This is a genomic window from Ferrimonas sp. SCSIO 43195, from assembly GCF_023716685.1.
GTDB classification, from domain to species: domain Bacteria; phylum Pseudomonadota; class Gammaproteobacteria; order Enterobacterales; family Shewanellaceae; genus Ferrimonas; species Ferrimonas kyonanensis.
In genome coordinates, this window is the sequence record NZ_CP072679.1 from 3,578,941 (window position 1) to 3,601,115 (window position 22,175).

Here is a 22,175-nt window from a genome sequence, read left to right on the forward strand (position 1 = left end):
AGTTGGTCATGAAAAAACGTTACGTAATGGTGCACGACGAAAACAAGTGCATCGGTTGTCAGGCTTGCAACGTGGCCTGCCGCAGCGAAAACAGCATTCCGGATTCAGTCACCCGGCTGCAGGTACGCATTGAGGGGCCTATGGGCAACTTCCCCAACCTGCATTACAACTACAGCCGCGTTTCTTGTCAGCAATGCGAAGACGCCCCGTGCGTCAAGGTATGCCCCACCGGAGCCGCCTACGTCGGCGACGATGGCATCATCACCATCAACAAGGATAAGTGCGTCGGCTGCCAGTACTGCATCGCCGCCTGCCCCTATAAGGTGCGCTTCATCAACCCCGAAACGCGAGTGCCGGACAAGTGCAACTTCTGTAAGGACACCCGCCTGGCCCGGGGCGAACAGCCGGCCTGTGTCAGTGTCTGTCCGACCCAGGCACTGGTGTTTGGCGATGCCGCCGATGCCAACAGTGAAGTCAGCCAGTTACTGGATACCCGTCCGAATTACCAAGAGAAGGCTCACCTGGGCACCAAGCCTCGGGTTTACCGCATTCCCGGCACTAAGGGAGGAATCAAAGCATGAACAACGTCTGGGGCTCTATGGAGCAATACGATCCGGTCGTCTGGAACTGGATCATCGCCGTCTATCTGTTTATGGCCGGCTTGTCCGCCGGCTCCATGCTGGTTGCCATCGGCCTGCGCTGGTACAAACAAAGCCGCGGCCTGCCGGTCGATGGCCTGCCGGTGATCAAGGCATCGGCCATCATCGGTCCCGCCGCCATCTGTGCTGGCATGGCCTTGTTAGTGCTGGACCTGACCAAGCCGTTTGAGTTCTATCTGATTCTGCTCAACTACAACCTCACCTCGGTGATGGCCTGGGGGGTGTTGGTGCTGCTGGTGTACATTCCACTGGTGTTCATCTACGCGGCGCTGGTGTTTGAAAAACCGTTGCTGTCGGTGATGCCGTCCCTGAAAGGACTGTTGGGCTTCTGCCGCTCCATGGAGAATGGGCTCAATAAGTTGATTTTCGCCCTGGCCATCGGCGTCGGCGTCTACACCGGCTTCCTGCTGTCAGCAATGATCAGCTACCCGATCCTCAACACCGCGGTGTTGCCGGCGCTGTTCCTGGCTTCGGCACTGTCGGTGGGCTCGGCGGGCAACATTCTGGTGGCCACCCTGTTCTTTAGCAAAAAACCGTCGGACTGCATCGAGCAGGTGCACCGCATCGAGTACCCGGTGGCGTTCAACGAAGCCCTGTGCCTGGTGCTGCTGTTTGTTGGCCTGAACTTCTCCGGCCCGGCGGCACAGGCGGCCACCGCCGCCATCAGTCACGGTGTCTGGGCTCAGGTGTTCTGGATTGGTGTCGTCGGTCTGGGACTGGCGGTACCGGTAGTGGCCAACACCTTTGCCCCCAAATCCTGGAAACACACCAAGCCGTTTCTGATCACCGTTTCCTGCTGCACCATCATGGGCGTGCTGGCCCTGCGCCACTTCGTGGTGTACGCCGGCCAGACTTACATCAGCTAACCCAATCATCCTTGCAAACCCAAGGGAGGCCTCGGCCTCCCTTTTTTATTGCCAGTGGCAAAGACCCGCTAAACCCGCATCGCCGCGATCGAAGAAGTAAGCTACAGTACACTCAGGTCACTGCAGGAGAGAGAGCCTATGAAAAAGCTGGAGTTTTACGTGCCTAAGCCCCATCTCAACCAGGTGCTGGAGGCGCTGTTTCATGCCGGTGCCGGCCGCATCGGCGACTACGACAGCTGCTGCTGGTTTACCGAGGGCCAGGGACAATTTCGCCCCCTCGCCGGCAGCCAGCCCTTCCTCGGCCAACAGGATGCGGTGCACCGGGAGCCGGAATACAAGGTGGAACTGGTGTTTCAGGCGGCCCTGCAACCGGACATCATCGCCGCCCTGAAGCAAGCCCACCCCTATGAAACTCCGGCCTATCAGGTACTCAGCATCGAGGTCTGAATTTTCATAGCCCGCGGCTCAATCCTTATATCGAACTAGACTAAGGGCTCCCCCTACGACTCCTAGACTTGGGAAAGGCTCGCTTCCCGAGGAACACCCCATGCCAACCGCCAGTGACATCACTGACTTCGAAGCCGGATTACGTGGCCGCCTGCTGCACCCTGGTCACCCGGAGTACCACGATGCCAGGACTCTGTATAACGCCATGATCGACAAGCATCCTGCGGTCATCGTTCAATGTCGCAACGCCGCCGACGTCATCGCCTCGGTGCAGTTTGCCCGCAATCACGATCTGCTCATCGCCATTCGCGGTGGCGGGCATAATGGCCCCGGGCTGGGCAGTTGCGACGGTGGATTGGTCATCGACCTGCGGCTGATGCAGTCGGTGCAGGTGCACCCCGATGAAGCCACCGTCACCGTAGAGCCCGGTTGCAGTCAGGGCGACATGGACCATGCCAGCCACGCCTTTGGCCTGGCCGTTCCAGCAGGGATCGTTTCCACCACCGGCGTGGCTGGGCTCACCTTGGGGGGCGGTCACGGCTATCTGAGTCGCCAGTATGGGCTCACCGTCGATCACCTGCTGGAAGCCGATGTGGTGTTGGCCGACGGCAGTATGATTACCGCCAGTGCCGATCGACACCCTGATCTGTTCTGGGCCCTGCGCGGGGGAGGAGGCAATTTCGGAGTGGTGGTTCGATTCAAGTTTCAGGCCAGGCCGGTGCAGATGATCTACGGCGGTCCGGTGTTCTGGGCCGTAGAGCACGCTCGAACCATTATGCAGTGGTATCGCGACTTCCTGCCATCGGCACCACCGACGCTGTGTACTTTTCTGGGACTGAAAACGGTACCGCCGTCCCCGCCATTTCCAGAGGCAATCTGGAACCGAAAGATCTGCGCCCTGATCTCCTGTTTCAACGGCCCGGAAGCCGCGGCCAAAGCCGCTTTGGCCCCCATGCTGAGCGATCTGCCCGAGCCACTGTTCCAGCACATGGGCAGCATGCCATTCCCGGCAATCCAGGCCCTGTTTGACCCCCTGCTGCCGCCGGGATTGCAGTGGTATTGGAAGGGCGACTTTTTCAATCAGCTCAGTGACGACGCCATCGACATCCACCTGCACCATGCCGCCAAAGCCCCGTCGGCGCTGTCTCTGATGCACCTGTACCCCATCGATGGTGCCGTCCACGACGTCGCCCCCGAGGACACCGCCTGGGCCAACCGCAGTGCCACCTGGTCAATGGTGATCGCCGGCATCGATGCCGATCCGGCCAAAGCCGCCGAGCTCAAACAGTGGGCCCGGGACTACTGGCAAGCCCTGCACCCTCACTCCAGTGGCGGCGCCTACATCAACTTTATGATGGAGGAGGGACAGGAGCGCATCGAGGCCACCTACGGCCTCAATCACCCGCGACTGAGGCAGGTTAAGCGCCGCTACGACCCGGATAACGTTTTCCGGGTCAACCAGAACATTCGACCCGGTTGACCCGATTCAGGCACACCCGGCGTACAGCGGTCTCAGCGCCTGCATCAGATCCCGGCGGCTGACCATTCCCACCAGTTGGCCCTGGTCCACTACCGGGTAGTGGTGGGGCCGCCACTGGCGACTGCGCCGGGCCCGTTCACGCAGAGGCAAGGCGCACAGAGAGGTGGCGCTGCCGCCATCGGAGGTGGGGAACACCGAGCCCACATCCACACAGATGGTCTCCGCCAGCTGCATCAAGTTGTCCCCGGGCGCCAGGGCATCCACCTCGGCCTGCATCAACTCGGCCACCGTCAGCGGCTGGTCCGGCTGGTAGTCACAACACCAGAGGTCGATCAGCAGATCATGCTCCGACAAAAAACCAAGCAGGCGACCATCGTTGCCCACCACCGGGGCGGCGGAGATACCGGCCGCCAGCAGGGCGTCCAGGGCCTCGGTGACCGATTGCTGCGGGGATAACACCAAATTCGGGGTGTGCATTACCTGGGATACGGTCATCTGTGCGTGCATAGGCCACCTCATCAAGGTCGGGATGACGACGGATCTGCGTCCGCGTGCAAACGTCATCTCTGTGGGTACGTGGAAAAGGTTTTATTTTTTTCTACGGTTACAGTTTATTAGGTCTCATCGTGGCGAGATAATTGATATTTCTTCCAGTTTTGTTCAGAAAAATTTATAACTCGACTCAGCTGTGCTTCAATGCAGAATGAACCTCATTAACTCTCAAATCTGGAGCAGCAACGGTGCGCTTTTCCCTTAAGCAACTGGCCGTTTTTAACGCCGTCGCCGATCATGGCAGCGTCAGCAAAGCCGCCAACACCCTGTCACTGACACAATCAGCGACCAGTATGTCTCTGTCTCAATTGGAGAAGTCTTTGGGCCGGCCGCTGTTTGAGCGCCAGGGCAAACGCATGGTGCTGTCCCACTGGGGCTGCTGGCTGCGGCCAAAAGCGAAACAGCTACTGCATGACGCCCGCCAGATTGAGCTGGGCCTGTACGATCAGCACCTGATCAGCGGTGAGATTCAACTGGCCGCCAGCCAAACCGCCGCCGAGCACCTGGTGCCAGAACTGATCAGCAAAATTGACAACGATTTTCCGGAAATACGCATCGATCTTGCGGTTAAAAACACCGAAAAGGTGATCAATGGTGTTTTGGATTACCAGTTCGACCTGGGCATCATCGAAGGCCGCTGCGACGACAGTCGTATCTGCCATGAGGTCTGGTGCGACGACCACCTGGTGATCGTCGCCGCCAAGCACCACCCCTTCGCCCGTCAGAAACAGATCAGTGCGGCGCAACTGGAACAGGCCAAGTGGATTCTGCGTGAACCCGGCGCCGGCACCCGGCGGATTTTCGACAGCGCCATCCACGGGCTGGTATCGGATCTGGACGTGTGGCGAGAGTATGAGCACGTGGCAGTGCTGAGAACCATGGTCACCAAGGGCTATTACCTGAGTTGCCTACCCTACCTGGATGTCGCGACTCAGATTGAAAGCGGTGAACTGGTGGCATTGGAAGTTCCCGGCTTGAACATGGCCCGAACCCTGTCGTTCGTCTGGCGCGCAGACTCCTCCGATAACCCGGTGCGTGAGTGCATTCGACATGAAGCCAGGCAATTAATCGCCAAGAAGCCGGTCACTCGATAATGCATCAGGGTTAATGATGACCCCCATCAACAACCCTGATGCACCACCCCAAGCAAATGAGAGCTCAATCACAAACCCAGCAACACTCAAAATTACACGGATCACACCTTTTCCAGAAACGCGACACTCACCCACCCTGACAGGTTGGGCATGCAGTCGCCAGCGTCAGCGAATGAGCGGCATTTCAACGCTGGATCACAGCATCAGCAGCGGCCACTTCGGCGCCCACAGCCACCGCCGCGCTTTTCCCTTATCACGTCCGATGTTAGATTAACGACTTTGACATCGGCAGCGTCCAACGGGAGTAACACAGTGAAAGGACAGATCCTCAGAGAGATGAAAGTACTGACCGCCATCGAACCAGAGTTTGAGGTTCAGCGCCGGGTTGCCTTCATTCAAACCAAACTCAAAGAAGCCAGGTGCCACACCCTGGTTCTGGGGATCAGCGGTGGTGTCGACTCCAGCGTCACCGGCCGCCTGTGTCAACTGGCCGTCGATGGCCTCAATCAGGACCGGGAACAGGCGGACTATCAATTTGTCGCGGTTCGCCTGCCCTACGGCATCCAGCAGGATGAAGAGGAGGCACAGATGGCCTGCCGCTTCATTCAGCCCTCGAAGCAGATCAGCGTCAATGTGAAGTCCGGGGTGGATGGCATTCACGCCGACACTCTGGCGGCCATGAGCGACGCCGGATTGCTGACCGACGACCAGAGCAAGCTGGATTTCGTCAAGGGCAACGTCAAGGCCCGTATGCGGATGGTCGCCCAGTATGAAATTGCCGGTCTGCTGGGCGGCTTGGTCGCTGGCACAGACCACAGCGCCGAAAACGTCACTGGCTTCTACACCAAGCACGGCGATGGTGCCTGCGATCTGGCGCCGCTGTTTGGCCTGAACAAGCGCCAGGTACGGCAGCTGGCTGGCTACCTGGGAGCACCAGAGCGGCTGGTGGTCAAGGCGCCAACGGCGGATCTCGAAGAGGACCGTCCCCAACTGGAAGACGAAGTGGCCTTGGGACTGAGTTATGATCAGATTGATGACTTCCTGGAAGGCAAAGCCATCGACGCCAGCGCCGAGGCACGCATCATCAGCATCTACAAAGCGACTCAGCACAAACGCCAGCCGATCCCCACCATCTACGACTGACTTTTGCCAGCGTAAAACTGAACACGCCCGCGAACGCGGGCGTGCTGCTTGGCTCAGGCCTCGGGCAAGCAATGCTCTCCCCGCCACAGCTGCTCCGGCTGCTCCCGCTCTCGAATCAGGTGCATCCGGTCACCGTCCGCCATCACCTCTGCGGCTCGAGGACGGCTGTTGTAGTTGGACGACATGGTAAAGCCGTAAGCCCCGGCGCCACGCACCGCCAGATAGTCTCCGGCGGCAATAGCCAACTTCCGGTTTTTACCCAGAAAATCGCCGGTCTCACACACCGGGCCAACCACGTCATAGGCACGCGGCGACGCCGGGCTGGCGGTCACCGGCACTATCTCCTGCCAGGCGTTGTACAGACTGGGACGCAACAGATCGTTCATGGCCGCATCGACAATGGCGAAGTCCCGGTCTTCCCCCTGTTTCAGGTATTCCACCTTAGTCACCAGAATGCCGGCATTGGCCATGATCGCCCGTCCCGGCTCCAGAATCAGCTTCAGCTTTCGCTGTCCCAGAGTGGGCAACAACGCTTGCACGTATTCGGTGGGCAACGGCGGGGTCTCCTGACCGTAGCTGACACCCAAACCACCGCCCAGATCCAGGTGTGCCAGCTCAATCCCCTCCTCAGCCAGGGTGTCCATGAGCGCCAACAGCCGCTCCAACGCCTCCACAAACGGCCGCGACTCGGTTAACTGAGAGCCGATATGGCAATCCATGCCCAGCACCTGAATGTGGTCCATGGCCGCCGCCCGCCGATACACCGGTAACGCCTGGCTGGTAGGAATGCCAAACTTATTCTGCTTCAGTCCAGTGGAGATGTAGGGGTGACTGTTGGCATCGATGTCCGGGTTGATGCGCAGCGACACCGGCGCCACCAGGCCGAGTCGAGCCGCCACCTGCTGCAGCCGCTCCAGTTCAGGTTCCGACTCCAGATTAAAGCAGTGAATGCCGGCCTTGAGGGCATACTCCATCTCCGCCTCGGTCTTGCCAACACCGGAAAACACCACCTTGGTGGCATCGCCACCGGCGGCGATGACCCGCGCCAGCTCACCACCAGAGACGATGTCAAAACCGCTGCCCAGCCTCGCCATCAGGTTTAAAATGGCCAGGTTGCTGTTGGCCTTGACCGCATAGCAGATCAAATGGTCCCGTCCGGCCATGGCATCGGTAAAAGCCTGCCAGTGGCGCTCAATGGTGGCTCGGGAATACAGGTACAGCGGCGTACCATAAGCTTCGGCAGCCTCAGTGACCGAAACCCGCTCTGCCATCAATTGGCCATTGTCGACGTTAAAATAATCCATAACCCTCTCTCTGCGTTATTCGGCCAGACTGCGTAGCCCGGCCCCTCTCCATGCGTGGTTTCAGGCCAGCGCCACCTGGCCTCGATCAGCGGCCCGCCGCTTAAGCAGCACCACCGTCACCACCAACAAGGTGGCAGACACCAACAACCCGGCCAGAACTGACCCGGTGACTCCCAGAGTCAGATACCCCAGTACCGAAATGATCGCCGCCATCACCGCGTACGGCAACTGGGTGGCCACGTGGTCGATGTGGTGGCAGCCGGATCCGGTGGATGACAGGATGGTGGTATCTGAAATCGGGGAACAGTGATCGCCAAACACGCCACCAGCCAGCACCGAGGCCATCGCCGGCAGCATCAACGACGGTTCCAGCACCGCCGCCAGGTTGGCGGCGATGGGCAGCATGATGGCAAAGGTGCCATAGCTGGTGCCGGTGGAAAACGCCGCCAGCGCCGACAGAATGAAAATCAGTGCCGGCACCATGGCCACGGGCAATGCCCCATCCGCCAGGCTGGCCAGGTAGTGGCCGGTCTGCAGGTCCGAGATCACCCCGGCGATGGTCCAGGCCATCAGCAGGATGTACACCGCCGGCGCCATGGAGCGAACCCCTTTCGCCATCGCCTGCAGCAACACCGACACAGGCACGCCCTGGGCGATCATCGCCAGGCTGGTGATCACCACGGTAATGGTGCCGGCGGTGAACATCGACCAGGAGCCGGCGGCATTTTCCAGCGCTCCGATCAGGGTAAAGTCCAGCCCCTGGGCCGCCAGCGCCATGTCACCGGACAACAACATCAGGCACACCACCAATGAGATCAACAATGCCAATGGCCCCATCAGGTTCATCACCCGGCCACGGCGAGCATCCGGTAGCCCCAGGTCTTCCCCCGCCGGCATGCCCTTGGCCGGATCCCACAATTGCCCCTGGGCCGCGCGCCGTTCGGCCACCGCCATGGCGCCGAGATCCAGATTAAACCAGAGCACGCACAGTAATAGCAGCAGCGAAAACAGGGCATAGAAATTCATTGGAATCATCTGCACAAACACCGACAGGGCGCTGACGTCTCCCATGCCATGGGTCACCAGCAGTCCCGCCAGCAGCGACATGATGTAGGCGCCCCAGGTGGAGATGGGCGACACCACGCACACCGGAGCCGATGTGGAATCGATGCAATAGGCCAACTTTTCCCTGGAGATGCCGTACTGATCGGTCACCGGGCGGGCCACGTTGCCGACCAGCAGGGCATTGAAGTAGTCATCGATAAAGATAATGGCACCGAGAAACACCGTCATCAGTTTGGCATCCCGACCGTGGCGAATGCGCCCCCTGGCCCATTTGGCAAAGGCACGGGTGCCGCCGGAAACCGAGATCAAGGCCATCAGTATGCCCATGGTCAGCAGGAAGCCGATGGTGTACAGGTTCCAACTGCTGAAACTGCCGTCCTCCCATACCAGGGCCGTTGCCCGCCGGGCCACCTCTGACACCATGGTGGTTACCGAGAAGTCCGCCAACATCAGGATGCCGGTGAGAATGCCCAGTCCCAGTGACAACAGCACGCGTCGACTGATGATCGCCAGGCCAATGGCCACCACAGGAGGAACAATTGATAATGCCGATTCGGCGTAACTTACTAAAGCCATCGTTTTTTAATCTTATAGGTACGATGGAGGCTGCTGACGCGACGACAGGTCGCGGACGGGCCACAGGACGTGACTCGTCTTCCTTCAGTAGCGCTCCACAGTAAATTTAATCCCCAAACTCCTTTTGGGATTTACTATGGCAGTGCCGCACCTGTTGAATGCGGCCCCAGCAAAGCGGGATGACGCCCGTTTCACTTCGGCATCGACTCCTTTCAACCAGGGTCATCGGGGGTCACCCTCGACTGGTTTACTGATAGGCGATGCGCCTCTACGTGTTGTCCGGGAGGACAACCTGTTTATCTAAGCATGCAGAGTAACCAAGGCGACCGCGGGAATCCAGACAATTGTGATAAAAATCTCAACTTGGATTCAAAAGTCAGTCCAAAAGGCCAAAAAAACATCGTTGCTCGGATTGGCGCACCGCGTCGATGCCAACAACGGTTAAAATGCGCCCATAATCTGCCAAAACTGTGATCCCGCGCTTATCTCTTGGTGACGACGGCTCTATACTGTGCCCCCTCCAAAGATTGCTCGAGTGTCGTTTCATGCCAACCCGCTTTGCTTCGCTGTTCTCTCGTCCCACCGACTGGCTGTTCTGGCTGGTGGCGGCCCTGTGCCTGCTGCCTGCCATCAGTTCACCGCTGGCACTGATCTTTGGCGTGGTCATGGCCAGCCTGGGCTGGATTCCAGAAGGCCTGAAGACCGGTCCGTTGGCCAAGAAACTGCTGGCGGGGTCCATTGTGGCGCTGGGATTCGGTATCCACCTGGAGCAAGCCATCGCCGCCAGCAAAGCCGGACTGGGGATCATCGTGATTTCAATTTTCGGCACCCTGATTCTGGGGTGGCTGCTGACCCGAGCCCTGAAGCTGGAGCACAAAACCGGTTACCTGATCTCTGCCGGCACCGCCATCTGTGGCGGCAGCGCCATCGCAGCCGTCGCCCCGGCCATCAACGCCAAAGATCACCACACCTCCATCGCTCTGGGCACGGTGTTTGTCCTGAATTCGGTGGCCCTGTTCCTGTTTCCCGCCATTGGCCACCTGCTGAACATGAGCCAGGAACAGTTTGGGATCTGGAGTGCCATCGCCATTCATGACACCTCATCGGTGGTCGGTGCCGCCCAGGCGTACGGCGATCAGGCGTTAATGACCGCCACCACCCTGAAACTGGCTCGGGCGCTGTGGATCATTCCGGTGGCCTTTATCAGCGCCCTGTTGTTTCGCAGCAGCGAGCGACGCATTGCGGTGCCGGGATTCATTGTGCTGTATTGCGTGGCCATCGCCATCGCCTACCTGCTGCCTCAGGGCGCGCCGCTGTATGAACTGACGTTTCAAACCGGCAAGCGGGTGCTGGTGCTGTGTCTGTTCCTGATCGGCTGCGGCATCTCTGCCAAACGGCTGAAAGAGGCCGGGCCCAAGCCTCTGCTGTTGGGGATTGGCCTGTGGCTGACCATCAGCTCACTGTCCCTCATCTACCTGTTGAATCGCTGAGGTTGCGGGGCGGCACAACAGCAGCCCCAGCACCAGCACAAAAGCCACCAGCTCCAGGGTGGCCCTGACGCCACCTTCGGTGGTCAGCGCCACCAGCACCATCAGCGGCAGCAAAGCCAGCAGCAGTCCATTCCTCATCATCCGCACTTCCTCTTAGTTCGAAGGCTAATCATCGGAATAAAAAGCACTTTCATCAAAAGCGTTTTCAACTAACCCATGCTCAATCAGACTAAGAGGCTCGTGTTCCGTCAGCGCCGAACGGCGGTCACCGTTGTCGAACAGGCACCGGAAGCGACCAAATTGAGGGGAAATCCACCGCCAAGGCTTTACACAGACCGTCGGGATTTTTATAGTAGCCGCCTTCTGTCCGAAACTGGGCCACAGCTGCGCCCGCGGTAGTTTTAAGGAATCCCCAATGATCAACGTATTTGGCCACAAGAGCCCTGATAGCGATTGCGTTTGCTCCGCAGTCATCGCCACCCACTGGTTGGGCGCCCGCGGCAAGCAAGCCACCCCTTTCCGCCTGGGTGAAATCAGCCGCGAAACCCAGTTCATCTTCGATTTTGCCGGTGTCGAAGTGCCACCGCTGCTGGAGAAGCCGCTGAAGGGCGAGCAGGTGTACCTGGTCGACTACAGTGAAGCGGAGCAAGCCCCGGACGACATCAACGACGCCGATCTGGTGGGCATTGTCGACCATCACCGTCTGGGTACCCTCACCAGCGCCGCACCGCTGGAAGCCTGGCTGATGCCTCTGGGCTCCTCCGCCTCGGTGCTGTTTGAACTGTGTGGCATTCACAACGTCGAGATTCCTCAGCCGATGGCCCGGCTGATGATTGGCGCCCTGCTGTCCGACACCGTTGGCCTGAAGTCGCCCACCACCACCGAGCGCGACGCCGAGATCGTTGAACTGCTGGCACCGCTGGCCGGGGTCGAAGTCGAGCCCTTCCTGGCGGATCTGCTGGCGGCCAAAACCAACGTCGAAGGCCTGAGCACCGAAGCGCTGCTGGACAAAGACGTCAAAGGCTACGAGATTGCCGGCAAGTCCACCAACCTCGGTCAGCTGGAGCTGGCGGATTACGGCCAGGTTGAGCACGAACTGGCTAACCTGCAGGCATTGATGGATCAGCGCGTAACCGACAAAGGCCTGGACCTGATCGCCCTGATGCTGACCAACATCCGCACCGAAGAGACCACCCTGATGGTGGCCGGTCCATTGTCCGACACCATCAAGAACGCCAACAATGGCAGCCTGGTGTTCGAAGGCTTCCTGAGCCGCAAGAAACAGATGTTGCCCTGGGTTACTCAGGTTCTGGCTGGTTGAGACACCGTGCCAACCCCATAAAAAAAACCGGCCATGGCCGGTTTTTTTTGTCCCTGTCAGTCACCACTGATGGTAAAAGTCTGGTAATCGTAGTGCCCATCCGGCAACACCGTTGCCAGCCCGTACTCACCATTGGTCAACAGGGTATACACCGCCGAATCCCCCAGCTTGACCTTATCCGGGGTATTGAGTTTCCACTCGTGCTCAATCTCTTGCAAACGCCCCGGGTGGCTCTGGCCGCCCAACAATGAGGTCAGCGCCCAGTAGGTGTACTCGGTCACCATACAGCTGTAATCGCAGCTTTCATCGTCGTAGGTGTACCAGGCGCCATCGGGGTAGCTGGCCGGAATCGACTCAAAACGGCCACCGCGGGCCTGATCCATGGCATCGGCGATCTGCGATTCCGCCACTTCGCCGAAGATTTTCGGATACACCGAGGCATAGCCCTCATGGGTGATCAGGTGCAGCACCTCCTCCAGGGTGGCGTCAAACTGGCCCGGCGTCGATCCTTGCGGATGCACCTCTGAACCATACAGATCCTGAAACGCTCCCCCTTGCGGTAGCCCTTCCCCGACCGTTTCCAGGTCCGCTTCATCTGGCACCATGATCAGGGTGGCCCGCTTGTTGACCAGAGCCTCTACCACCGCCTGATTGTCTGCCAGACCATTTTCATCATTATCCAGGTACTGAGCCATCACATTGGCCGCATGCAGCATCTTGGCTTTATCGATGTTGCTGGTGGCCCGAATGCTCACCCCAAACACACTGGTATGCAGCGGAAACGCTTTTTCCAGCGCGGCGTTCCCCTTATCCGGAGTCGGGGTGGGAGCGGGGGTGCTCGAGTTACTGCTGCTGTTGCAGCCGCCCAGAGTCAGTACTGCCAGGGCGGTCAACACAGCCCAAGGTTGTGCGCTCATAGCGCCTCCTGTTGTGCCTTTAGGTAAACAAAGTGTTATCGGCAGTATCTCAACCTGCGGAGACTGCCGGGGTAAGGCCCAGCAAGCGCAAGTAAGCCTTTGTAAGCTCTTTGTTTGGCCATTGGCTATGCTAACTGCAGCGATTGTCACCGTCACAGGAGTCGGCATGCCCATTCGAACTACCGCCACCAAGGCCGGTACCCACCAGGCCCTGATCAACACCTCGTTTGAAAGCCGGGTAATTTCATGGCTGATGCAGGATGGCTGGCAGGTGTTTACTCCGGTGCTGGACAACGGTCACGCCACCGACATCCTGATCTCGGACGGCCCCCATTTTCATCGGATTCAGGTGAAAACTGCCGAGGCCAAAGGGGATGATCACGTGATAGAAAATCGTTGGCGGGACAGCCACGTCAATGTGGTGGTGTACTTTGCCCGCAACTCAAACTGGGGCTACGTGATGCCGGCGTTTGACGACCCCAGGCGGCCAATGAATCATCCCCAGCATCAGAAATTTGAGCAGGGTAAGAACGCCTTCCTAAAGGCATTTCACAAGCTGTGACCCCCTTGAACGGCAGCGACCCAGCAAAACCGACCGCCCCCTGCCACTGCAGCAGGGCGATGACGTCATAACCAATTCCGGGTAGTTATTTACCATTTTTGACTATTTATTGGCCTCCATTGGGTGGTATGTTTAAAGGTTCCACTAGTAGAAACAGGAAGTAAGAGCATGAAGCTGGAGTCCCTTGCCCTGCACCACGGCTATGAATCTGAAGCCACCACCAAGGCGGCGGCGGTGCCGATCTATCAAACCACCTCCTACACCTTTGACGACACCCAGCACGGGGCTGACCTGTTTGACCTGAAGGTCGCAGGCAATATCTACACCCGCATCATGAACCCGACCACCGCGGTGCTGGAACAGCGTGTGGCAGCCATGGAAGGCGGCATTGGCGCCCTGGCACTGGCATCAGGCATGGCGGCCATTACTTATGCGATTCAGTGCTTGTGCGAAGTGGGCTCCAACATCGTCAGCACCAGCCAACTTTATGGTGGCACTTACAACCTGTTTGCCCACACCCTGCCAAAACAGGGGATTGAAACCCGAATGGTGTCGGCGGACGATTTCGATGGCTTTGAGGCCGCCATCGATGCCAATACCAAGGCGATTTTCTGCGAGTCCATCGGCAACCCTGCCGGTAATGTGGTTGACCTGAAAAAGCTGGCGGAGATTGCCAATCGCCACGGCGTGCCACTGATCGTCGACAACACCGTCGCCACGCCCTTCCTGTGCCGCCCCTTTGAACTGGGTGCCCACATCGTGATTCACTCACTGACCAAATACATCGGCGGTCACGGCACCGCAGTGGGGGGCATCATTGTCGATTCCGGTAAATTTGACTGGGTGGCCAACAAGGCCCGCTTCCCGATTCTCAATGAGCCGGATCCCTCCTACCATGGCGTGGTGTACACCGAAGCCTTAGGGGAAGCCGCCTTTATCGGCCGCTGCCGAGTGGTGCCGCTGCGCAATACCGGCGCCGCCATCTCGCCCCACAATGCCTTTCTGATCCTGCAAGGACTGGAAACCCTGGGGCTAAGAATGGAGCGCCACTGCAAAAATGCCGAAAAACTGGCGGCCTACCTGACCGATCATTTCAAGGTAAAATGGGTCAACTACGCCGCCCTGCCCAACAGCCCCTATTTCGAGACCTGTAACAGCATCTGTGGCGGCAAGGCCTCAGGCATTCTGAGTTTCGGCATCAAGGGCGGACGTCAGGCCGGTGCCCAATTCATCGATGCCCTGAAGATGATCCTGAGATTGGTCAACATCGGCGACGCCAAATCCCTGGCTTGCCACCCGGCCACCACCACTCACCGACAACTCAATCCGCAGGAACTGGCGGCCGCCGGAGTCAGTGAAGATCTGGTGCGCATCTCTGTGGGCATCGAGAACATCGACGACATCATCGCCGACGTCAGCCAGGCCCTGGACGCCGTGGAGTCATAACCCGGCCCCGGCCCGCTCCGGCAACGGGGCGGGCTAGAGGCGGCGTACCGACGGATGGCGAGGACTGGCTCGCTCATGAAACACGTCATCCAGATACCGTCCCAGCTCCGCCTCGGTCAACTGCGGTGGAATCACCACCTCGTACACCCGCGCCCGAGCGCCGGTGTCGGAGTCGCGAAACAGCCACCACTCGCCCTCTTTCCTGAGCACCGACATTGGCGTTCCAAACACATCAAACCTGAGCACGGCAGTCTCCTCCTGTGGACGCAACACCAGTATCGAGCAGTGACCACCACACAGGCAACAAAAAGGGGCCCTGTGGCCCCTTTTGTCATCGCTACCGGTTACAGGTGATACTTCACAATGAACGAGTAGGTGTTTTGATCGATGCCGTCGACACCGTATTTGTTCTGCCAGTAATCGTACTCAATACCCACAAACAGGGTATTGGATTTGGCTTCTCCAAACAGCGAACGGCCCAGGTCGTACTTGATCTGTGGGTTAAAATGCAGGTTCTCTTCGTAACCGTCATTATCGGCGGCCACCACCCAATCGATGAAACCGTCGACCACCAGGTTGGCATCGCCAACCGGAATGTCGACCCGGAATACCGGCGTCAACTGCCAACCGTCACTGATATTGTCGTCATTGATGGCATCACGCTTATAGGCATTAAGCTGAAAGTAGGTGAAACCAGGCAGGGTCAAATCGGCACCGACACCATAGAGGAAGCTCTCCACCGGGCCTTTGCCGGTTTCATAGGTCAACGCCAATGACAGATCGGTCACCGGCCCCATGCTCAGATCCTTCCCCAGCATCTTTCCAAAGCTGAAGCGAGGCGAGATTTCGCCGTAAGAGGCCGATTCACTGGTGCCGTTAAAGTCGATGAAATCGTAGAAGGCAAACCAGTCGCCATAGCTCCACGCACCAGCTGTTTCCAGAGTCAAGGTGGTCTGGCGATGTGATGGAGCCAGATCATAGTCTTCACCGTGCAGCACGGTGGCACTGGCGTCCCACCATTGGATTGGGCTTTCGGCGTACGCAGACGTGGACGCCAGCAAAGCCAGCGCCAGGGTGATTTTCTTCATTGTAGGGTCTACCTTGTTATTGCCGCCGGCCTGCATGGGCACCGCGGTCTCATTATTGTTGGGTGTACAGAGTCGCCGACGGTGGCTGCATAGACGCACCGGAACGGCAGTAAAACCCGCGCAATATAGAGAAGAATCCCCTCAGACACAAAAATTTTCACACAATCGCAGTAAAGAGTGTCCGCCAGCGCCAACTCTGGCCATTTCTGAGACCGGGATCCTATTGCACGTTTACCTCTTTGTAACATTGCGCTTTCGGGGACAGTGATAGCACCTGCCCTAAGGTCGCCAGGCCACCTCTATGACCAAGGGGCGATAACGGTCCCCGGGGCGTCAAAGACGCAACCACGACCACTTTGAGGATTGAAAGCGCCCGGAGACCTCGAACGGTCGGTCCTGATCAAGGAAGCAACAGTGGAATGAAAACGGATAAAGAGTGATGAAATCCCCATAGACAGATTGGCAGGAAAAAACTAATGCCAAATATGTCGAGTCTAAATAATACTGAATGAGGCCTGAATATATTGGCAATTCCACACCGATATTATTTTCACTAAAGTTGCCATTTAGCAAAGCTTTTTGTTGACAATATATAGTTTCTATGAGCACTCAAATCGGCTATCGATCATCGCCAAGAAAAAATAAACCACTGAAAATAAACAATATTCATTTACTGGAATATCAAGATGCAGAATATGAACGAGATTTCCCGAGCCGAAGAAAACCAAATTTTCTGACTATTCAACAAAACCGCAACAGTGATGAATTTACCCTGTGTGGTTATTTTATCTGTTTACACTTTTCCTGTTCTCTTCAGCTTGTTTCATCCCCAGCAAATATGAGATAAATGCACCATCACCAAAAATACTTTCAAATTTTTGCGCCCTCGGCTGTGCCTTGGGCGCAGAGTGCACCGTTCTGTTTAGGAGTCCTGATGCGGCAAACGCTGAAAATGGCTGCAGTTATCTCTGCAGCATTATGGGTAACGGCTTGTAACTCCGAGGGCAAGGGCCCTCAAGGCCCAGCTGGCCCACGCACTACCGAAGTTAATGTCATTACCGTCGAGCCGCAGTCGCAGGAGATCACCGTTGAACTGCCCGGACGTACCCGTGCCTTTATGAAAGCTGAGGTCCGTCCCCAGGTCAGTGGCGTCATTGAAGCCCGTAGCTTTACCGAAGGCGGTAATGTCACTGCCGGCCAGTCTCTGTACCAGATCGATGCCGCCCCTTATCAAGCCGCACTGATCAGCGCCAAGGCCGACCTGGAACGAGCCAAGGCCAATGAAATCTCCACTCGGGCAACCGCCGAGCGCTACCGCGAGTTGATTGGCTCCAACTCCATCAGCAAGCAGGACTTCGATCTCGCCGAAGCCGCCTACCTGGAAGCCAAGGCCAGCGTCGAGATGGCCAAAGCGGCCATCAACCAGGCAGAAATCAACCTGGCTTACACCAAGGTGGAAGCTCCCATCTCCGGTCATATCAGCCGCTCCGGCGTAACACCGGGTGCTCTGGTCACTGCCAACCAGTCTCAGGCCCTGGCCCAGATCTCTCAGCTGGACCCCATCAACATCGACATCGTTCAGTCCAGTACTGAAATGCTCAAGTTGAAAACCCAACTGGCCTCCGGCGCCCTGCAGCAATCTGCAACCACTGAAGTAACCTTGATCCTCGAGGATGGCAGTGAATACCGCCACCCTGGCAGCCTCAAGTTTGCCGAAGTCACCGTCGATGAAGGTACCGGCTCCGTTACCATGCGGGCCGAGTTCCCGAACCCTGACGGCGTTCTGCTGCCAGGCATGTTCGTTCGGACTCGCATGACCGTCGGCACCGATCCCAGTGCCATCCTGGTTCCACAGAAAGCCATCAGCCGTACCCCTCGGGGAGAAGGCCGAGCCATGGTGGTCACCGCCGACAACAAAGTCGAAGCCCGCAACGTGACCACCGCTCAGGCGATTGATCACCAATGGCGTATCCTCGACGGCCTGCAGGCCGGTGACAAGGTGATCACCGAAGGGTTGCAACGTGTACGTCCCGGAGCCTCGGTGACGATTCAGGAAATCACTGCTCACGCAGCTAACTAACGGGAACGATACATGGCTCGTTTTTTCATCGATCGCCCCATCTTTGCCTGGGTGATCGCCATCATCGTGATGCTGGCGGGTGCGCTGGCCATCACCACTTTGCCGGTGTCTCAGTACCCCAGCATTGCGCCGCCGACCATTGAGATCAATGCCACCTACCCGGGTGCCTCGGCCAAGACGGTGGAAGATACGGTTACCCAGGTGATCGAGCAGCGGATGACCGGTCTCGACCATCTGCGCTACATCGCCTCTCAAAGTGACAGCTTTGGTAACGCCACCATCACCCTGACCTTTAACGCCGAAGCCGATGCCGACATCGCTCAGGTTCAGGTTCAGAATAAGTTGCAACTGGCGATGCCGTTGCTGCCCCAGGAGGTTCAGGCCCAGGGCATCAGCGTCAACAAAACCAGCAGTGGCTTCCTGATGGTTCTGGGCTTCGTGTCCCAGGATGGCTCCATGGATAAGGCGGACATCGCCGACTACGTGGCCGCCAACATTCAGGATCCCATGAGCCGGGTCGCCGGTGTGGGTGACATCACCCTGTTTGGCTCTCAGTACGCCATGCGCATCTGGTTGGATCCGCTGAAACTGAACCAGTTCAGCCTCTCCACCAATGACGTGGTCGCCGCCATCCGAGAGCAGAATGCTCAGGTTTCCGCCGGTCAGCTGGGCGGTACCCCCTCGGTACAGGGCCAGGAGCTCAATGCCACGGTGTCGGCGCAATCTCGCCTGCAGACGCCACAAGAGTTCCGCGACATCGTGCTGAAGTCCGACTCCAGCGGTGCCAAGGTGTTCCTGGGTGACGTTGCCCGGGTGGAAGTGGGCGCCGAAAGCTACTCGGTGACCTCGTTCTACAACGGCCAGCCGGCCTCCGGCCTGGCGATTCAATTGGCCACCGGCGCCAACGCCCTGGATACCGCCGAACGAGTCATGAGCCAGATCGAGGAGATGAAGCCATTCTTCCCTCAGGGGCTGGATGTGGTACTGCCGTTTGATACCACGCCGTTCGTCGGCAAATCCATCGAAGGCGTGGTCCACACCCTGCTGGAAGCCATCGTCCTGGTCTTTTTGATCATGTACCTGTTCCTGCAGAACTTCCGTGCCACCCTGATCCCGATGATTGCGGTACCGGTAGTACTGCTGGGTACCTTCGGCATTCTGGCCGTCACCGGTTTTTCCATCAACACCCTGACCATGTTCGCCATGGTGTTGGCCATCGGCCTGTTGGTGGACGACGCCATCGTGGTGGTGGAAAACGTCGAACGGGTGATGTCCGAGGAGGGCTGCAGCCCGCTGGAAGCCACCCGTAAATCCATGGATCAGATCACCGGCGCCCTGGTAGGCATCGGCCTGACCCTGTCGGCGGTGTTTGTGCCCATGGCCTTCATGTCCGGCTCCACCGGCGTGATCTACCGTCAGTTCTCCATCACCATCGTCTCCGCCATGGCGTTGTCGGTGCTGGTGGCGATCATCCTGACACCGGCCCTGTGTGCCACCATGCTCAAGCCGATCAAAAAAGGCCATGCGCATACCGATAAAGGCTTCTTTGGTTGGTTTAACCGCACCTTCGATCGCTGGACCAATCGTTACGAAGGCACCGTGGGTGGCATTCTGAAACGCACCGGCCGAGTGTTCTTCATCTATCTGGCCCTGGTGGTTGCCACCGCCTGGATCTTCATGCGGATGCCGACCGCCTTCCTGCCTGATGAAGATCAGGGGGTGATGTTTGTGCAGGCGATTCTGCCACCAAACTCCACCCAGGAAAGCACCCTGCACGTCCTGGAGAAGGTCGAAGACTATCTGCTGGAGCAGGAAGGCGACTCGGTGGAATCGGTATTCACCGTCTCCGGCTTCTCATTTGCCGGTATGGGCCAGAACATGGGCCTGGCGTTCGTCAACATGAAGCCATGGGAAGAGCGCACTGCCACTGGCAGCGATGTCCAGTCGGTCGCCAACCGGGCCATGGGCGCATTCTCTCAGATCAAAGAGGCGATGGTGTTTGCCTTCGTGCCTCCGGCGGTTCTGGAACTGGGTACCGCCAACGGTTTTGATCTCTATCTGCAAGATAAAAACGGTCAAGGTCACGAAGCGCTGATGGCCGCCCGTAACCAGCTACTGGGCCTGGCGGCGCAAAATCCCAACCTGGTGGGCGTTCGCCCCAATGGTCAGGAAGACGCGCCCCAATACCAGCTGCACATTGACCACGCCAAACTGCGGGCACTGAGCCTGAACATCAACGACGTCAATGCCTCCCTGGCCACCGCCTGGGGTAGCTCCTACGTCAACGACTTCATCGATCGCGGTCGAGTGAAGAAGGTGTTTGTTCAGGGCGAACCGGAATACCGGATGCAGCCGGACGATCTCAACGCCTGGTACGTACGCAACAGCCTTGGTGAGATGGTGCCTTTCTCCGCCTTTGCCACCGGCAGCTGGGAGTACGGCTCGCCACGCCTGGAACGCTTTGGCGGCCTGCCGGCACTGAACATTCAGGGGGCCACCGCGCCCGGCTTCAGTACCGGTGCAGCCATGGACATTATGGAAGACCTGGCCAAACAGTTGCCTCCGGGCTTTGGCATCGAGTGGAACGGCCTCTCCTATGAAGAGCGCTTGTCCGGCAACCAGGCGCCAGCCTTGTATGCCCTGTCCATTCTGGTTGTGTTCCTGGTTCTGGCGGCGCTGTATGAAAGCTGGTCGGTGCCTTTTGCGGTGATACTGGTGGTGCCATTGGGCGTTATCGGCGCACTGCTGGCAACCTATGGCCGCGGATTGTCCAACGACGTATTCTTCCAGGTGGGGCTGCTGACCACCGTCGGTCTGGCCACCAAGAACGCCATTCTGATCGTGGAGTTTGCCAAGGAGTACTACGAAAAAGGCGCCGGCCTGATCGAAGCAACCCTGCATGCGGTCAGAGTCCGTCTGCGGCCGATTCTGATGACCTCTCTGGCCTTTGGCCTGGGGGTAGTACCGCTGGCCATCAGTACCGGTGTTGGCTCCGGGGCTCAGAACGCCATTGGTACCGGCGTACTGGGCGGAATGATGAGCTCCACCTTCCTGGGGATCTTCTTTATTCCGTTGTTCTTCGTCATTATTGAGCGCCTGTTCAGTAAGCGAGAGCGCCAGGCCAAACACGCCATTGGTGAAGCAAAAACCGAGTCTGAAATCTGACACTGACTGCAGACAACAAAAAGCCCGGCACAGATGCCGGGCTTTTTTATGGATGAGTACCGCTGTGGAGTTACGCTACCTGGGCCTCCAATTGAGCCACCAACTCCGGTGGCAACTGCAGCTGTTTCGCCAGTTCCTTCAGATAGGCCTGCTCCATGAAGTTCTGCTCATCCACCATCAACACCGAGGCCAGGTACACTTCCGACGCCTCCTGGGGAGAGCCAACAGCAGCGGCAATCTCGACCGGATCCAGCGGCTTATCCAGCTCTTGCTGCACAAAGGCGCTGACGTCAGCACTGGCTCCTATGGCCTGTACCGCCTGGAAAATGCGACTCTTTTCATCGTCATCCACATGACCATCGGACTTGGCCGCAGCGATCATCGCCTTAAGCACCACCATCGAATGCTGCTCCGTTTGTGGCGGTAATGCCGCCGTGGGCTGAGACGGCACCGCTTCAGGAGTCGAGGCAGACTGGGACTGTGGCTGCTGATTGGATTGCCAGTCGTTGAAAACCTTAAAGGCCAACGCCCCCAGCGCCGCCGCCCCGCCCAGTTTGGCGGCCTTTTTTCCCATCTTGCGGCCCTTTTTCGACCCCACTAACATGGTCAACAGGCTGCCTCCCACGGCTCCACCGATGGCCCCCTTGGTCATGTCCGACATGCCGCTACCACCACTGGAACTGCTCTGCCCCATGCTGGTTTTCGCCTGTTGAGCCAGATCGCCGCCAGACGCCATCACCTGATTGAGTAGGCCTTTGAAATCCATTCTATTCCCCTTGTTTTTGTCACCTGTGCCATTAGAACCTGCCGGGCAGGCAAAGGTTCACCCATTCCACCTGCTCACCATCGAGACATTGAGCTTAAACGAGACCGAATGGGGCTGTTAAGCAGACAGTTGTAACCGAACATTGACACCGACA

The 22,175-nt window shown here is 58.2% G+C and carries 20 protein-coding genes and 1 riboswitch; of the genes, 12 read left to right on the top strand and 8 right to left on the bottom strand.

From position 1 onward, the window contains the following. The first annotated feature begins 8 nt into the window (after window positions 1-8). The 4 genes from J8Z22_RS16555 (at window position 9) to J8Z22_RS16570 (ending at window position 3,452) form a co-directional block, all read left to right on the top strand. Window positions 9-581 carry a 4Fe-4S dicluster domain-containing protein gene (locus J8Z22_RS16555; protein ID WP_035416328.1) on the top strand — a complete coding sequence of 191 codons (573 nt, stop codon included), beginning with the start codon at window positions 9-11 and terminating at the stop codon, window positions 579-581. Continuing rightward, complete coding sequence (nrfD, locus tag J8Z22_RS16560) at window positions 578-1,525, top strand: NrfD/PsrC family molybdoenzyme membrane anchor subunit (protein WP_028114606.1); 948 nt, start codon at window positions 578-580, stop codon at window positions 1,523-1,525. The genes J8Z22_RS16555 and nrfD overlap by 4 nt, the downstream gene beginning before the upstream one ends. A 138-nt stretch (window positions 1,526-1,663) precedes the next feature. Beyond that, the gene (locus J8Z22_RS16565; protein WP_028114607.1) at window positions 1,664-1,972 is read left to right on the top strand and encodes an NGG1p interacting factor 3 protein, NIF3; all 309 of its coding nucleotides are present in this window, start codon (window positions 1,664-1,666) and stop codon (window positions 1,970-1,972) included. 100 nt (window positions 1,973-2,072) lie between these two features. After that, the gene (locus tag J8Z22_RS16570) at window positions 2,073-3,452 is read left to right on the top strand and encodes an FAD-binding oxidoreductase (protein WP_252007126.1); all 1,380 of its coding nucleotides are present in this window, start codon (window positions 2,073-2,075) and stop codon (window positions 3,450-3,452) included. Window positions 3,453-3,458: 6 nt separating this feature from the next. Here the strand turns inward: J8Z22_RS16570 and J8Z22_RS16575 are convergent, their stop codons facing one another. After that, window positions 3,459-3,959, bottom strand: coding sequence for a CBS domain-containing protein (locus J8Z22_RS16575; RefSeq protein ID WP_028114609.1), 501 nt, complete (start codon window positions 3,957-3,959; stop codon window positions 3,459-3,461). Window positions 3,960-4,192: 233 nt separating this feature from the next. Between J8Z22_RS16575 and J8Z22_RS16580 the strand changes: the two genes are divergently transcribed. Further along, window positions 4,193-5,098, top strand: a complete 906-nt coding sequence (locus tag J8Z22_RS16580) for a LysR substrate-binding domain-containing protein (protein WP_028114610.1) — start codon at window positions 4,193-4,195, stop codon at window positions 5,096-5,098. A gap of 312 nt (window positions 5,099-5,410) precedes the next feature. Then, window positions 5,411-6,241 carry an ammonia-dependent NAD(+) synthetase gene (gene nadE, locus J8Z22_RS16585; protein ID WP_028114611.1) on the top strand — a complete coding sequence of 277 codons (831 nt, stop codon included), beginning with the start codon at window positions 5,411-5,413 and terminating at the stop codon, window positions 6,239-6,241. Window positions 6,242-6,294: 53 nt separating this feature from the next. Here nadE and lysA read toward each other — a convergent pair whose 3' ends face one another. Both lysA and J8Z22_RS16595 read right to left on the bottom strand, forming a co-directional pair. After that, complete coding sequence (lysA, locus tag J8Z22_RS16590; RefSeq protein WP_252007127.1) at window positions 6,295-7,545, bottom strand: diaminopimelate decarboxylase; 1,251 nt, start codon at window positions 7,543-7,545, stop codon at window positions 6,295-6,297. Window positions 7,546-7,605: 60 nt separating this feature from the next. Next, window positions 7,606-9,186 (bottom strand): Na+/H+ antiporter NhaC family protein, encoded by a 1,581-nt coding sequence (locus tag J8Z22_RS16595; protein ID WP_252007128.1) that lies wholly within the window; start codon window positions 9,184-9,186, stop codon window positions 7,606-7,608. Window positions 9,187-9,266: 80 nt separating this feature from the next. Beyond that, a riboswitch (Lysine riboswitch) is annotated at window positions 9,267-9,465 on the bottom strand. Between the two features lie 266 nt (window positions 9,466-9,731). Here J8Z22_RS16595 and J8Z22_RS16600 point away from each other — a divergent pair. After that, entirely contained in the window at window positions 9,732-10,676 is a 945-nt protein-coding gene (locus J8Z22_RS16600; RefSeq protein ID WP_252007129.1) for a YeiH family protein, read from the top strand. Here the strand turns inward: J8Z22_RS16600 and J8Z22_RS16605 are convergent. After that, entirely contained in the window at window positions 10,644-10,817 is a 174-nt protein-coding gene (locus J8Z22_RS16605) for a hypothetical protein (protein ID WP_156897123.1), read from the bottom strand. The two genes, J8Z22_RS16600 and J8Z22_RS16605, sit on opposite strands and share 33 nt — an antisense overlap. A gap of 274 nt (window positions 10,818-11,091) precedes the next feature. Here J8Z22_RS16605 and J8Z22_RS16610 point away from each other — a divergent pair, with 274 nt between their 5' ends. Then, window positions 11,092-11,997, top strand: a complete 906-nt coding sequence (locus J8Z22_RS16610) for a manganese-dependent inorganic pyrophosphatase (protein WP_252007130.1) — start codon at window positions 11,092-11,094, stop codon at window positions 11,995-11,997. A 56-nt stretch (window positions 11,998-12,053) separates the two neighbouring features. Here J8Z22_RS16610 and J8Z22_RS16615 read toward each other — a convergent pair whose 3' ends face one another. Continuing rightward, window positions 12,054-12,914, bottom strand: coding sequence for a hypothetical protein (locus J8Z22_RS16615; RefSeq protein WP_252007131.1), 861 nt, complete (start codon window positions 12,912-12,914; stop codon window positions 12,054-12,056). A 166-nt stretch (window positions 12,915-13,080) separates the two neighbouring features. Between J8Z22_RS16615 and J8Z22_RS16620 the strand changes: the two genes are divergently transcribed. Together J8Z22_RS16620 and J8Z22_RS16625 are read left to right on the top strand one after the other, a co-directional pair. Then, window positions 13,081-13,476: a group I intron-associated PD-(D/E)XK endonuclease gene (locus J8Z22_RS16620; protein ID WP_028114616.1), complete on the top strand. Its 396-nt coding sequence runs from the start codon at window positions 13,081-13,083 to the stop codon at window positions 13,474-13,476. 168 nt (window positions 13,477-13,644) lie between these two features. Further along, complete coding sequence (locus J8Z22_RS16625; RefSeq protein ID WP_252007132.1) at window positions 13,645-14,922, top strand: O-acetylhomoserine aminocarboxypropyltransferase/cysteine synthase family protein; 1,278 nt, start codon at window positions 13,645-13,647, stop codon at window positions 14,920-14,922. A 33-nt stretch (window positions 14,923-14,955) separates the two neighbouring features. On the opposite strand, the gene J8Z22_RS16630 is transcribed toward J8Z22_RS16625, so the two are convergent. Together J8Z22_RS16630 and J8Z22_RS16635 are read right to left on the bottom strand one after the other, a co-directional pair. Beyond that, a complete protein-coding gene (locus J8Z22_RS16630; RefSeq protein WP_028114618.1) occupies window positions 14,956-15,168 on the bottom strand; it encodes a hypothetical protein in 213 nt (70 codons plus the stop codon). A 98-nt stretch (window positions 15,169-15,266) separates the two neighbouring features. Then, a complete protein-coding gene (locus tag J8Z22_RS16635) occupies window positions 15,267-16,010 on the bottom strand; it encodes an outer membrane protein OmpK (protein ID WP_252007133.1) in 744 nt (247 codons plus the stop codon). A 934-nt stretch (window positions 16,011-16,944) separates the two neighbouring features. Between J8Z22_RS16635 and J8Z22_RS16640 the strand changes: the two genes are divergently transcribed. Further along, a complete protein-coding gene (locus tag J8Z22_RS16640; protein WP_252007134.1) occupies window positions 16,945-18,090 on the top strand; it encodes an efflux RND transporter periplasmic adaptor subunit in 1,146 nt (381 codons plus the stop codon). A gap of 12 nt (window positions 18,091-18,102) precedes the next feature. Next, window positions 18,103-21,255: an efflux RND transporter permease subunit gene (locus J8Z22_RS16645; RefSeq protein WP_252007135.1), complete on the top strand. Its 3,153-nt coding sequence runs from the start codon at window positions 18,103-18,105 to the stop codon at window positions 21,253-21,255. A gap of 70 nt (window positions 21,256-21,325) precedes the next feature. Here J8Z22_RS16645 and J8Z22_RS16650 read toward each other — a convergent pair whose 3' ends face one another. Then, window positions 21,326-22,021, bottom strand: coding sequence for a tellurite resistance TerB family protein (locus tag J8Z22_RS16650; RefSeq protein ID WP_028114625.1), 696 nt, complete (start codon window positions 22,019-22,021; stop codon window positions 21,326-21,328). Window positions 22,022-22,175 lie beyond the last annotated feature (154 nt).